Genomic DNA, 13630 nt, shown 5'->3' with positions numbered 1-13630 from the left:
ATGTGGTAGCCCCCGGTGGTGAGACAAACCGTGAGCAGGCGGGCGGTATTTTGACGGTTGGGGGTACCTGGGTGCCTGGTTTTTGGCAGGGGATGGAGCCACCACAGACGAGTTGGGGCTTGACGTTAGATCCGTTGGGACAATATGTGCAGGTACAGGGGACGTCGTTTTCGGCCCCGGTGGTGAGTGGGGTACTGGCGTTGATGCGCTCGGTGAATGGGGCGCAGCAATTGAATCGAGATGAGCTGGGGGCAATTTTGGGGCAGACGGCGAATTATGGACCGTTGGCACTGAGTCAGGCGGATCAGAATCGGTATCGGCTACAGGCGGCAGCTGGATTTGGTACAGCAGTCGATTTTCCATTTGTGCGGCCTTCGGGCATTAGTGGACCGGTGGAGGCCATTGCACCGGAAGTGTATTTCTTTGGGCAGGGGCTGGTGGATGCTGTGGAAGCAGTTGAAGCCGTGATGGAGGTGGTTGAGAAGAAAGGTTAATAATTGGTTGAGTTTTTGGATGGGTGGGGGTCATAGTGAGAGTATATAGGCACTGCCACTAGTGTTGTTCAACAAGCATTTTAACGTTAGCTCCTAAAGCGATGATCAAACTGTTTGGCCTTTCATTGACTCTAGTGTTGTCGGCATTGATGACAGAGATAGGGGAGGCTGCCCCAACAACGAGTGAGCCCACTACTCTGTCAATGGATAGGATAGACAATAGACAACTGCCAGTAAAAAGGTCGTCTTTTTGGAACACTGGTGGCAATCTAGGCACCGTCTATAGGGAGCATCTCCAGGAGACTTATTGGTTAAACACAACTGTTGGCACCAAGCAGGAGGCTAGAAAAACAGAAGCAGACCAGCTATTCAATGAGTCAGTAAGACTATGGCAAATCAGTCGCTGGCAAGAGGCGCTTGAGAAATTAAAACAAGCCCTGATAGTGTACCAAGAAATTGGCGATCGCCAGGGAGAAAGTAGAGCACTGACAGGCCTTGGCTCTATTGCCGACAGCCTAGGACAATATTCCCAGGCCTTGGACTACTTTGAGCAGGCACTGATGATCAGCCGCGAGATTAATGACCGCGCGAGCCAAGGTTTTACGCTCAACAATATTGGCCTGACATACCACAAATTAGGCCAGTATCCCCGAGCCTTGAACTATTATGAGCAGGCCCTCAGGATTATGCGCGAGACTGGTAACCGCTTTGGTGAAAGCACTACCCTCAACAATATTGGCGGCATTTACGATAGCTTAGGGCAGGATTCCCAAGCGTTGGACTACTATGGGCAGGCCCTCGTCATCACACGTGAGATTGGTAACCGCACGAGCGAAGGATCTACCCTCAACAATATTGGCAGCATTTACAACAGCTTAGGGCAGTATCTTCAAGCGTTAGACTACTATGGGCAGGCTCTCGTCATCAGCCGCGAGATCGGCAACCGCGCGGGCGAAGGCAGTACCCTCGACAATATTGGCCTGACGTACCACAACTTAGGCCAGTATTCCCAGGCCTTGGACTACCATAACCAGGCCCTTGTTATCCGCAGAGAGATCGACGACCGTGCTGGCGAAGGCACGACGCTCAATAATATTGGCGGCATTTACAACAGTTTAGACCAATATCCCCAAGCGCTAGACTACTATGAGCAAGCCCTCATTATCACACGTGAGATTGGTAACCGCGCGGGCGAAGGTACCAATCTCAGCAATATTGGCTCAGTTTACGATAGCTTAGGGCAGTATCTCCGAGCGCTAGACTACTATGAGCAGGCCCTCGTTATCAACCGCGCGATCGGCGATCGCGCGAGCGAAAGTACTACGCTCAGTAGTATTGGCTCAGTTTACGATAGCTTAGGGCAGTATCCCCAAGCGTTGAACTACTTTTATCAAGCCCTCGTTATTAGACGCGAAATTGGTAACCGCGCGGGCGAAAGTGTTACTCTTAATAATATTGGCCTTACTCACAACAACTTAGGACAGTATCCCCAAGCGTTGAACTACTTTTATCAAGCCCTCGTTATTAGACGTGAAACTGGAGATCGTACAGGCGAAGGGAGTACGATCAACAATATTGGTGGTGTTTATGACAACCTAGGGCAGTATCCCAAAGCCTTAGGGTACTATGAGCAGGCATTACGGATTACACGCGAAATCGGAGATCGTGCAGTCGAGGGTGCTACACTTAACAATATTAGCATCACTTATCGTAAACTAGGCCAATATCCTCAAGCCTTAGACTATTATGAGCAGGCCCTGGTGATCAGTCGCGAGATAAGGGACCGAGCAGGTGAAGGCTTGATACTCAACAATATTGGCCTGACGTACCATAGCCTAGGACAGTATCCCCAAGCCTTGAGCTACTATGAGCAGGCCCTCGCCATCAGCCGTGAGATGGGTAACCGTGCGGGTGAAGGCACTATCCTTAACAATATTGGCCTGACGTACCATAGCTTAGGGCAGTATCCCCAAGCCTCGGGCTACTATGAGCAGGCCCTCGCCATCAGCCGTGAGGTAGGTAACCGTGCAGGTGCAGGCACTATCCTTAACAATATTGGCCTTAATTACTACTATTTAGGACAGTATCCTCAAGCTTTGGGTTACTATGAGCAGGCACTGGCAATCCTACGCGAGATTGGCGACCGGACCGGCGAAGGCTTGACGCTCAACAATATTGGCAGACTGCTGGATGCGACGAAGGAATCTGAGTTAGCAATTATTTTTCTCAAACAGTCAGTCAATATCTACGAAAATATTCGTGATGATCACCAAACATTAACCCAGGAACAACAGCAATCGTATACAGATATGATTGCCCCTGTCTATCGAAGGCTGGCAGATCTCTTGCTTCAGGAAAATCGCGTTCTAGAAGCCCAAGCTGTGCTTGATCTTCTGCGAACACAAGAGCTAGAAGACTATTTTCAGGATGTACGTAGTCATGATGATGCCCCTAGAAATGTTGATTATTGGCAACCAGAAGAAGAGATCCTTACCCTTTATAAAGAGGTTCTTCTGGCCAAAGAGGACTTAGCTCGACTCAAAGCCAAAGCAGATACTGAGGGCTATGACTCATTAACTCCCGACGAATTGGAACTGTTTGATCAACTTAGCGCCCGTGAAGGCGAACTGTTGGATAACTTCACTGAGTTTCTAGAATATCCAGCCGTTAAAGCCGCCATCGCCCTGCTACGCACCTCAACAGAAGGCCAAAATATTGAACTGGCCAGCCTCCGCACTCTCCAAAACAACATTGCCAACCTGCCCAATGCAGTCCTACTCTATCCGCTAATTTTTGAAGACCGCCTAGAACTCATCCTGGTCCCCCCAGATGCCCCACCCATCCGTCGCCCGGTGGAAGTCAGTGCTAAGGACGTCAATGACGCTATCCTCAATTACCGCACCCTGCTCCGTAGCCCCCATGGCTCTACCCAACAGGCAAAAGCAGCTGCGCAAAAACTCTACAACTGGCTAATTAAAGATATCGAAGAAGACCTGGCCCTACTCGATAATGGCACCAGCACCCAAACCATTGTCTATTCTCCAGATGGTGCCCTGCGCTATATTCCCCTCGTCGCCCTGCACGATGGCAACCAGTGGCTTGCCGAACGATTCTCAGTCACCCACATTACCACCGATTCCATTAGTGACTTTGACACCCCACCCCAGACTGAGCACGCTATTCTAGCTGCTGCCTGTGCCGACTGTAGTTTTAGCCCCACTGTTGGCGGTGAGCAATACACCTTTAGCGACCTTTCGTTTACCCGCACCGAGGTCAACAACCTGGCAGCCCAAATACCCAACACCGATGTTCTCCTCGATGTTGCCTTTAGCAAAACCGACACCAAACGCCGCATTGAATTAGTTGGCTACAATATTATTCACCTGGCCACCCACGGTGCCTTTGTCTCCAGCAGTCCCGATGAGTCGTTTATTCTCTTTGGCGATGGCAATGTGGCCACGCTACGAGAGATGCGCAGTTGGCCCCTACGCGACGCGGATCTGGTGGTACTGAGTGCCTGTGAGACAGGACTGGGCGGACAGGATTTAGACAGTGGGATTGAGGTATTGGGGCTGGGCTACCAGATTCAGCGAGCCGGGGCAAAAGCAGCAATGGCATCGCTATGGCGCGTAGACGATGGCGGCACCCAGGCCCTGATGAATGCCTTTTACCTGGCCCTCAGTGAAGGATTACCTAAAGCCGAAGCACTGCGACGGGCACAGTTAGCCCTGATAAAAGATGATCTCTCGGTAATTTCAGGAGAATCCAGAGCGGCAATTAATATTGTCGATTTCGACACAGGGGAACCGATTAGTCTGAATGCAAGTTCAGACCATCCCTATTATTGGGCACCGTTTATTTTGATCGGCAATGGTTTGTAGCTAGTGCGTGGATGTGGAACCGCACCAGTTTGGTGCCGCCTAAACAGACGGCTTCAAACATTGACAACCTGCTATCCAAAAAAGACTTCAACCTGACAGGTAAAGCCTGGCAAAATAGGCGATTTCAAACTATCTTGCGGAAATAGTGTATTCATGAGTTTCAACAAACCATCTTCTCTCCGATACACTTCCAACTGCTGAGCGCGCCAATCTAAAATCCAATATTCTTGAACACCACGTTCACTGTAGAGCTTCACCTTGGTTTCTCGATCTCGCTCTTGATTTTGTTTGCCAGCTGGTAACACTTCAACCATAAGTTCTGGTGCAATGGTCAAATGGCCTTCATCATCTAACCCTACCGATAGACGCTCATAGCTAATCCATACAACATCTGGAATTACATTATCTGCATCCTCAAAAATGACACCGGGTGTGGGTACAGCTTCACCGAGATTACTAGTATCCGACCAAGTGTTGAGGACCCTGACTACATTGCTAATGACCTTTTGATGTTTCCAGTGAGGCGCGCGGGTCATAAGCAAGCGTCCATCAATTATTTCATAGCGGTTGCTACTATCAGGTAATCGCTTTAAGTCTTCGGTAGTCCAACGAACTCGATTAATAGATTGAGTCATGGCAGGCGCTAGGCTAGGGAGCCGATGGTTCTAGCCCCATGATACTAAAGTGCTTACTTAAACGGTAAATTGTGGGTATTGGGAGTGCGATCGCACTTAAGTGAAATTACCTCTCCGTTAGCTTAGCCTGCTTCTAGGCCTTCAAACAAAACCAAACGGAGGTAGCGTTAATGTTTCACCATCCGATGAACTAATATCCACAGTAAACAGCTCATCTAAATTACCAATTGCCTGGATATATAAAAACGTAGTCATCGCCCCCGGCTGCACCTTACTAGTGGACATGACCGATGTTTGATCGCTTACCTGAAGCTCTGTGCCAATGGGTAATGGCTCATTGGCATCTGCACCAAATAACACAAATAGACTACTCCATTCATTTGTTTCTGCCAGTTCCCAGACGAACGTATAAAAGTAACAAATGACATTACCCAATCCGATGGACTGACAAGCTCCAACTGCGTCAGTGGGCACACCCACACTTCGGTCCTGCAACTCCCTAAGAATGTCTGATATTTTACCTAGAGGATCTTCAGCATCTCTAAAGTCCCTGAGCTCATAGCCACATTCTAAGGACGGGATAAACTGCCACGCTAGCTGCTCGGCCACAGTATCTAACTGCCCCTGTAGCCATTTCCCCGTATTGATAACCGTAGTCACAGTCTCATGCAGCTGAGTAGTAATTTTCTCTTTTACGCTAGATGTGACCGTGTCAGGTTTGATAATAGCCTCTGGCTTTAAACAGCTGAGATACCACAACAGTTTTTCAGGAGGCACTGTAAACTCGCTTACGGGCACCCCATACTCCTCAGCCTCGCACTGTCGCTCAACATAAGCCTCTAGCTGATGAGACAGTAACGCTGTCCTCACGCGCACCTGCGCCACTTCTTCGTGCACCTCTACTAACACATACAAATGGGCTGTGTGCTTCTCACTCAAGGCACTGGCTGGAATCACCACCTGATCATCCTTAAGCGTGCCCATGGGTAAAATATATAGCCGAAAATCTCCCACCTGAATAGTCGCATCTGTACCCGGCGCGACAGTCTGTGAATAGCTAATTGGTAGCCCACTATTCCCTTGATTTAGCCATTGTTCAAAGCCTGTAATGGCCAGGGCCCTTAAAAAGCTATGCCATTGTTCATCTGCATCTGCAATATCACGACAAACACGCTGAGCCCATTGAGTAGACGTATTAGTTAGCATAATCGTTTCTGTTGCTACAGGGTGAAAACCTTTGAAAGGATCTGGGTTTGAAGGTTGAATACTCATGGCTTATCATCGGGCTGCAATGGTAGGAATGTGTAAATCTTAGGAAGGCAAATCAGGGGGCAGTGGTAGTGTGTCAACAACTGCGCAGAGTTGTCGGGCAAATACACTATTGGCTGTGCGATTTTTCGGTATCTGTGCTTCCGAGGCCGCTTCTGCCATCACCGCATCCGCCTCTTCGTTTAGGATTTGCTCTAGCTTGTCAGCAATGTTATCTAACTGATCAGGCGAAAGATGTTTTAGGGCGTTTTTTTGTACACGTTCCTTAAGTTGGTTAAGCCAATAAATACAGACTTCAGTGCGAAATTTTTTAAGATTCAGTAGCCGTGTGACCTTAACCTGACTGTTTAACCCCAGTGTTTTGGCAATCTCTCCCATGGGCCGTCCCTCGCAGTGAAACAGCTCCAATGCTTGACGATATACTCTACCCTGGGGGGGTCTACGCTTTTGGTAATGGACCGTGTAGGCCGTCACCGTTACTTTAATGGCCTCGCCTAGAGTATTGAAAAAATCTTGACGATAGTTCTTGGCAAATTCATCCTGGATCTCCTGAAAATCATCAGAAACTGGGACCGCTGGTTCGGTGTATTCATTGGCATCAAGAGATTGGCTAGGTAGGCTGCCTCCCCGTGCAGCAACACGGGACTGGCGTAGCTGTTCTGCCAGGTCATGAAGCTGTGATAGAACGACATTTGGCGGTTGGCTAAGATCTATCCGCTGCAACTGTTCATCGGTAGGAGCGCTACATCGTTTTCCACGGCTAGTTCTCTGGGTAATGCGGTCCCTCCGATACACCCGATGGTAAGCTCCTAGCAACTGGGCAGCGATGTCTAACTCTGATGGACTCAGATGCGGTAAAAACCGAGGCAATTGGGTCGCCTTTGTATCATTCAGAATCGCCCAGGGGGTGGCTCGGTACAGTCCCTGACTAAGCAAAAAGTTATTTAATTCACGGTGATTTTTGGTGAGGCGACTGGCCCAGGTACTAAGGGCCCCCCGGTCTGGATCATAGCTGGCCAAGATCTTCATCGTAAACGATTGGTATGTGGCGGGCACTTTACCATCGTCATCTAACACCAACGGCCACAGGTCAGCTGCTTGAAAGCCATAGGTTGCACCAAAACTACGGGCTAGCTGGATGCAGATGTAAACAATTTGGTGAGATAACCAGCAGCGCAGACATAGCTGCGCCATGGACGCTTCATTAGGATGCGTCTGGCAAATGCGCCATAGCGTATCCTGACAAATGCGATCTGATAGCTCCTCAGCCGCGATTTCATCTTCAAAGCGGGCTTTGAACCATTGCTGAGCTTGGGGACAGTCTCGGTGTTCCAGCTGCCCTGCGGCGGTGAGGATTGTTATTTGCCAATAGCGAAAGGGAGGTTCCATAGTGCTTGGATACGGACAGTGCCCTGGGGTTAGTCTAGATTGATTTTGGCCATGGTCAGAGAAATCTGAGGATTACCTGCAAAATTTCGATTTCGAGGCATTATAGAGGTAGAGTATCGTTCTCATAGGTGGGGGCCTTTAACCTGTCGCCGTTGGGTATCGCTGGGTTAAGCAGACTTATTCACTCAGCTGGGATATTAACTGCAGCTGGAACTTTAAGCCAGAACTCGGCAAGGCAGGGCATCAGGTGTCAGTGAGATTCTGGATAAAGGGAAACACTGTTCAACAACACGCCCCAAAAGACTTGCTTCAATGTTTTAATCCCCAACTACTGCTGTGCCAATTCTCTCCACTGATTTCGTAACTCCTGCGCCCGGGTATTTTGCGGATTAATCACCAGTACCTGATCCATCGCCTCAACGGCTTGTCCGTAACGTCCTAAATCTGCCAGGGCCAGCGCCTTGTTATACCAGGGGCCCTCCGCCTGTGGATTGAGGGCAATCGCCTGATCATAAGAAGCAATCGCCTCTTCATACCGCTTGAGCCCGGCCAAGCTATTTCCCCGATAGAACCAGATGCGGGCATTATTTACTGCCAATGCCACTGCCCGATCCAGGGCTGTCAATGCCTCACCTGGTCGCTCTAGCTTGAGCAATAAACGACCTACCCAAACCATGCCCCGGTCAGGTCTGGTTTGAGTTCAGTGGCCCGTTGAAAGTCCGCCAGCGCATCCCCATATTGCTCAGCGTTATTCAACGCAATGCCCCGATGGTAATACGCCCACGCATAGTTTGGATCTATCGTAAGCGCCTGCTGATAAGCGGCTAGCGCCTCTTGCAGGCGATCTGTTTCATCCAGCGCATTGCCCAACCAGACCCATGCGTAGGTTAAATTAGGGTTGAGTGCCGTTACCTGCCGATAGGCTGTTTCTGCCTCTGCATAACGTCGCAGACCGTAGAGGGCTTCTCCCTTACCCAACCAACCTTGAAATTGATTAGGTTCCATCGCAATTGCTGTCTCAAATGAGGTCAGTGCGGCTTCGTAGCTACGCGATTTTAGTTGTTCTAGCCCTGTGTCGATTAAATCACTGTAGGACTGTCCCTGAGATAGCTGGATTGTCTCTTGGGGATAGATGTCAATGTGAGGTTCGATGGCTGCCAGTGCTGTAGTAGACAACAAGCTGGGAAGAACAGTACCTAAACCAATGGCAGATAAAAGTTTCATGGTGATGACTCCGAATAAATGATTAGTATTGTTGATCCTCAATGGGGCTCAACTCTTGAAACGTGAGTGTTTTTGAGGCTGATGCGCCATTAATGCTTGCTAAACTGGGTGTTTCTTGGCGGTGTGCACTTATTCATGGTTTATGTGGCACATGGAGAAACGGAAAGCTGAAATTTTGTAGAGAACCTATTGAGCTTCTCCCGTCGGCATCAATGCAGCCCAGTTCTTCACTCCAGGTAGCATGAAAGTAACCTGGTTAAACCTTTTTGGACCTTCTTCTGAGCGTATAGTTTAAGAAAATATAATTGCTGTAGTTATGGTCACCCATGCATTGGCATTGATTGCCTTAACGTTCTTGACATCGCTGAACCGTTTGCCTTCGCAAGTAATCTTTGCCGATAACCATCAGTCACCAGCCTCGGTTGAGGTGACAGCTGAGGCTAACCGTTTACGGGATCGTGGTGTTGCGTCGTTTCAAGCAGAGCAATGGCAAGCGGCTATCGATGACTGGAAGCAGGCTTTAGGGCTGTATCAAGCCATGGATAACCAGGGGAGTGCATCTAAGTTATTGATTAATATTGGGCTCGCCTATCGTAAACAAAATAATTACTCTGAAGCTCTGCGCTACTTTGAACAAGGCCTCAGTGTCAACCGAGAACTGAATAATCAGGATGGAGAGACAGCCGCATTGACCCACATGGGTGTGGTTTATGATCTGCTGAGTCAGTATAGTCTGGCGTTACAGTTTCACCGCCAAAGTTTGGAGCTTGCCCGACATATTGATAGCCCCATCCGAGAGTTTAGGGCGTTGGGAAATTTAGGGATAGTTTATAAAAAACTCGGTGACTATGGGGCTGCCCTTGATGCCTATGAACAGAGTCTGTTGCTGGTACGTGATGCGGATGACCCGGTAAATGAAGCGCGAGTGTTAAACAATATTGGTCAGGTGCATCGCTATCTGAAGAATTACGACAGTGCCTTGCAGGCCTTTGCACAAAGCTTGAGCTTAAAACGCCAGCTTGGCGACCCACAGGGTGAAGCCACGACCCTGGGCAACATAGGGATTGTTTACGCTTTACAGGAAAACTATTCGCAAGCCCTGGAATATTATCAGCAAAGCCTTGAATTATCTCAAACATCTAGGTTTACTGTTGGCAAACTCAGGGTCCTCAATAATTTGGGCGAACTTTATCAGTTGATGGGAGATTACGACACAGCATTACTTTATTATCAGCGTAGTCTTGCGATCGCAACCCAACTTAATCTCCGTCCAGCCCAGGGGACGATCCTCAGTAATCTTGGTTTACTCTACCGAGCTAATCAACAACCCAGTGTCGCAATTCTCTTTCTGAAACAAGCCATTAATCAATACGAAGCGATCCGCGCCGATAATCAGTCGCTGGCAGTGGACCTGCAAACCTCCTATGTCGATACGGTTGCCGATACCTACCGGCAGTTAGCGGACCTACTTTTACAACAAAATCGAGTGCTTGAAGCTCAACGCATCTTGGATTTGCTGAAGGTGCAAGAGGTGCAAGACTATTTTAACAATGTGCGAGGCAATGCCCGTACGGCCAGTGGCATTGAATTTTATCAAGCTGAGCAAGATATTTTAGATCAATATGAGCGGTTGCAAACATCCGCCATTGAAATTGGTCAGGAGATTAGCCAATTAGAGGAAGCAACCATTCAAGGGACATTAACCCCCGCAGAGCAACCGCGACTTGATCAACTGCTTGAGGTCCAGGATCAGCTATTCCTTCAGTTCAATGAATTCACGCGCAGTGAGGATATACAAGGAAGTCTACAGCAAATGGCTACAGACGAAAGCAGCTTCTCGATTCAAGAAATTAGCAGCCTTGGAGATAATCTAGAACAGCTTAATGCTGTTTTGATCTATCCATTGGTCCTAGAGGACCGCATTGAGTTGATTATTACCACTGCAAATGCTCCACCATTACGACGAACAGTGAAACATGTCAGCCGGGCTGAGCTCAATAGTGCGATCGCAACATTTCGATCTGTTCTACAACAACCCACACAAGATGCCAAAGGGTCTGCATATCAACTATATCGTTGGCTGATTGAACCTTTGGAAGAAGACTTATCCAGGGCAAATGCACAAACGATTCTTTACGCACCAGACGGCCCCTTGCGCTATGTTCCCCTGGCGGCACTCTATGATTCAGCGAATGCTAGCGATGGCCAATGGCTAGCAGAGCGCTTTCAAATCAACAACATTACAGCCACATCCCTACAAAACCTCAATACACAGCCATTAACCGCACCCCGCATCCTGGCAGCGGCCTTTGCAGATGAAACAGTGACCCACACCGTCAATGTCGGAAACCAGACCCTTAAGTTTTCGGGCTTACCCTTTGCTGGCATAGAAGTGTCCATTCTTGCTCGTACCCTATCCAATATTCAAACCTACATTGACAATGACTTTAGTCTGGCGTCACTGCGGTCCAGGCTAAATACCTTCAATATTCTGCATTTTGCGACTCACGCCTCACTTGTCCCCAAAGATGCAGGGGAGTCATTTATTTTATTTGGCAACGGCGATCGCCCCACTATTCGAGATATTGAAACCTGGAGACTGACCAGGGTTGATTTAGTGGTGCTGAGTGCCTGTGAGACGGGTCTGGGTGGGTTTGACAATAACGGTGAGCAGGTGCTGGGATTAGGCTATCAGTTTCAACGACAGGGAGCACGTGCTGTAGTTGCCTCTCTTTGGCAAGTAGACGATGGCGGCACCCAGACATTGATGAATGCCTTTTATCTTGCCATTAATGCAGGCTACTCAAAAACCGAAGCCCTACAAAAGGCTCAGCTAGCACTTATTAACAACGATCTTTCTAGCATCACAGGAGAACCGAGAGCCGCTATTAATATACTGGATACCGTTACTGGTAACCCTATCAGGTTACAGGCTAGCCCAGACCATCCCTACTACTGGGCTCCCTTTATTTTGATTGGTAACGGTCTTTAAGCAGTATCTAGGGCAGATGAGTAGATGGGTCGATGAGTAGATGATTAGTTAATGGCAAGTGTCTATGCGCACTTCTCCTCTAGGAAAAATCCACTCGTATATTTAAATTCGCTTTTACCCGACGGCCACCATCGATAATAAAGAGAATTTCGGCAAACCCACCAGGCCCCGGCTCTTTGACTGTATATAACCGCGTAACTGAGCCAAACCGAGTTTCATAGCTGGTAATACTACTAGGTCCTAAATATTCACCAGTATTCGGATCTACATCACCGTCCCAGGTGCCCCAGTCTTCAAAGCGATTACGAGTGGGCACCAGGGCACCATCTAACTCCAGCGCATCTAAATGTTCGTCACCGCCCAACACCTGCATACCGCGATCAACTCCAGCCGTCGTGGAGCCCGTAAAGGCAATGGGGCTCACAAAATTATTCACAACTTGGATTGTGCCAAAGCCAGGATTAGGCCCTAGACGTTCATTGCGCTGTCTACCCCAAAGCGGGTTATCTACGTTACCTAAACGTTTAGAGAAAGGAGTCGCGCTATCTGTATAGCTGCGATTCGTAAACTCTTGCTGAACAGATTGGACAACCTCTGCAACAACCGAATTGGTCTCTGGGGGAAGGTTGGCCGTTTCTCCCTGGGCAATATTAACCTCACGAAAGGTTCTAAACACAGCATCAGCCCGACCGTCTTGACTTAGCCGATAGTTAAGAGAATAAGCATTGGCTGGTTTAGGAAAAAAGAAACTGGAAGTCTTGGCAAAGGAAAGACTTCCCAAGGTACTAGTTACAATAAATTTGCGTCGGTTGAAGCTCATAGAGATGGCTGGCACTTAGGACAATAGGTTGACGCCAAGGGAGACAACGACGTTTAGAAGAAATCCAAAATATCGTTTACCGTATCTACAGCATCTTCAACTTCATTGAGCACATCATTGGTTTGATCAATCACGCTGCTGGGGTTATTGGGGGGAGTATGTCCTTCAGGAAGATTGTTGTCTGAGGCTGTGGGATTTGTTTGAGGCTCGCCCGTGTTGATGACGTATCCTCCTGGGGCTGGGCTGCCTGTGGAGGGATTACTATGGATGGTGTTATTGGCAGCACCATACAGCTTGGCTTCTAAAAAGTGAAGATTACAGTTGCTGTTCTGGCCGCTAGAGCCTGCCCGATGGCAAACAATTTCGATAGCAAAGTCTTCACCATTACCTAGGGACAACGGAGTATTAATCAAACTACCTGGAATAATATTGTCATAGGAATAGACAACATTACCACTTTGATAAACATTGACTGTAGCTAATGTCTCCTTAGGTACATCATCATCAGGCACCCCCATCTGTAACGATAGTAAGGGAAATATCCGTGAATCAGTCAAACAAGTAATCGCAGCCCTGTAGGTAGCACGAATCGACATGTAAAACTGTGACTCATAGGGGCGTCGGTTGACTGACACCATAGACGAGCCCGTCCGTAGCCGATCATACTGTGAGCGTGAACTAGTATGGGTACACTGTGCTCCGTCCAATAGCGGCATGTCCACATTAGAATCCTCTCGACCTCGGGGGTCAGGTCTAGATTGCCCTAGAACCGGTAGGCTCGACATTAACAGCCCTGTCAACGACAAGGAAAATAATACAGTGGCTTTTGCTTTTGAGGTCATATGAGACATGGCGAGCTAGTAGGGACATCCTGAATGATGTTTGTATCATCAAACGTATCTGCTGCTTGTATATTTACACTGAGA

General features: G+C 48.5%; 10 protein-coding genes. 3 read left to right on the top strand and 7 right to left on the bottom strand.

What is annotated here, in order from left to right; translation table 11 throughout:
- Both DXZ20_RS05975 and DXZ20_RS05970 read left to right on the top strand, forming a co-directional pair.
- Positions 1–494 (top strand): S8 family serine peptidase (locus DXZ20_RS05975; RefSeq protein WP_163697012.1); only part of this gene is annotated, 494 nt, incomplete at its 5' end.
- 101 nt (positions 495–595) lie between these two features.
- Positions 596–4375 carry a CHAT domain-containing protein gene (locus tag DXZ20_RS05970; protein ID WP_163697010.1) on the top strand — a complete coding sequence of 1260 codons (3780 nt, stop codon included), beginning with the start codon at positions 596–598 and terminating at the stop codon, positions 4373–4375.
- A gap of 71 nt (positions 4376–4446) precedes the next feature.
- Here the strand turns inward: DXZ20_RS05970 and DXZ20_RS05965 are convergent, their stop codons facing one another.
- From DXZ20_RS05965 to DXZ20_RS05945, 5 genes are all read right to left on the bottom strand, one after another.
- Positions 4447–5010 carry a Uma2 family endonuclease gene (locus DXZ20_RS05965; RefSeq protein ID WP_163697008.1) on the bottom strand — a complete coding sequence of 188 codons (564 nt, stop codon included), beginning with the start codon at positions 5008–5010 and terminating at the stop codon, positions 4447–4449.
- A 141-nt stretch (positions 5011–5151) separates the two neighbouring features.
- A complete protein-coding gene (locus tag DXZ20_RS05960; RefSeq protein ID WP_163697006.1) occupies positions 5152–6282 on the bottom strand; it encodes a DUF1822 family protein in 1131 nt (376 codons plus the stop codon).
- Positions 6283–6321: 39 nt separating this feature from the next.
- The gene (locus tag DXZ20_RS05955) at positions 6322–7668 is read right to left on the bottom strand and encodes a hypothetical protein (RefSeq protein ID WP_163697004.1); all 1347 of its coding nucleotides are present in this window, start codon (positions 7666–7668) and stop codon (positions 6322–6324) included.
- Between the two features lie 328 nt (positions 7669–7996).
- Positions 7997–8344: a tetratricopeptide repeat protein gene (locus DXZ20_RS05950; protein WP_163697002.1), complete on the bottom strand. Its 348-nt coding sequence runs from the start codon at positions 8342–8344 to the stop codon at positions 7997–7999.
- Positions 8332–8892 (bottom strand): tetratricopeptide repeat protein, encoded by a 561-nt coding sequence (locus DXZ20_RS05945; RefSeq protein WP_163697000.1) that lies wholly within the window; start codon positions 8890–8892, stop codon positions 8332–8334. Before DXZ20_RS05945 ends, DXZ20_RS05950 begins: the two co-directional genes overlap by 13 nt.
- Before the next feature lie 316 nt (positions 8893–9208).
- Here DXZ20_RS05945 and DXZ20_RS05940 point away from each other — a divergent pair, with 316 nt between their 5' ends.
- Positions 9209–11884, top strand: coding sequence for a CHAT domain-containing tetratricopeptide repeat protein (locus DXZ20_RS05940; protein ID WP_163696998.1), 2676 nt, complete (start codon positions 9209–9211; stop codon positions 11882–11884).
- A gap of 79 nt (positions 11885–11963) precedes the next feature.
- Here the strand turns inward: DXZ20_RS05940 and DXZ20_RS05935 are convergent, their stop codons facing one another.
- Both DXZ20_RS05935 and DXZ20_RS05930 read right to left on the bottom strand, forming a co-directional pair.
- Positions 11964–12665: a hypothetical protein gene (locus DXZ20_RS05935; RefSeq protein ID WP_250565645.1), complete on the bottom strand. Its 702-nt coding sequence runs from the start codon at positions 12663–12665 to the stop codon at positions 11964–11966.
- A 92-nt stretch (positions 12666–12757) separates the two neighbouring features.
- Entirely contained in the window at positions 12758–13546 is a 789-nt protein-coding gene (locus DXZ20_RS05930; RefSeq protein ID WP_250565644.1) for a hypothetical protein, read from the bottom strand.
- Positions 13547–13630 lie beyond the last annotated feature (84 nt).

The organism is Adonisia turfae CCMR0081, assembly GCF_011009555.1.
Lineage (GTDB): Bacteria > Cyanobacteriota > Cyanobacteriia > Phormidesmidales > Phormidesmidaceae > Leptothoe > Leptothoe turfae.
Note: the sequence above shows the minus strand (reverse complement) of the source record. Positions and strands in the feature narration are given on the sequence as shown.

What these genes read in the sequence shown, in the direction of transcription:
- DXZ20_RS05970 (WP_163697010.1), top strand. Translation starts at nt 596, where the DNA reads ATGATCAAACTGTTTGGCCTTTCATTGACTCTAGTGTTGTCGGCATTG.
- DXZ20_RS05965 (WP_163697008.1), bottom strand. Translation starts at nt 5,010, where the DNA reads ATGACTCAATCTATTAATCGAGTTCGTTGGACTACCGAAGACTTAAAG.
- DXZ20_RS05960 (WP_163697006.1), bottom strand. Translation starts at nt 6,282, where the DNA reads ATGAGTATTCAACCTTCAAACCCAGATCCTTTCAAAGGTTTTCACCCT.
- DXZ20_RS05955 (WP_163697004.1), bottom strand. Translation starts at nt 7,668, where the DNA reads ATGGAACCTCCCTTTCGCTATTGGCAAATAACAATCCTCACCGCCGCA.
- DXZ20_RS05950 (WP_163697002.1), bottom strand. Translation starts at nt 8,344, where the DNA reads ATGGTTTGGGTAGGTCGTTTATTGCTCAAGCTAGAGCGACCAGGTGAG.
- DXZ20_RS05945 (WP_163697000.1), bottom strand. Translation starts at nt 8,892, where the DNA reads ATGAAACTTTTATCTGCCATTGGTTTAGGTACTGTTCTTCCCAGCTTG.
- DXZ20_RS05940 (WP_163696998.1), top strand. Translation starts at nt 9,209, where the DNA reads ATGGTCACCCATGCATTGGCATTGATTGCCTTAACGTTCTTGACATCG.
- DXZ20_RS05930 (WP_250565644.1), bottom strand. Translation starts at nt 13,546, where the DNA reads ATGACCTCAAAAGCAAAAGCCACTGTATTATTTTCCTTGTCGTTGACA.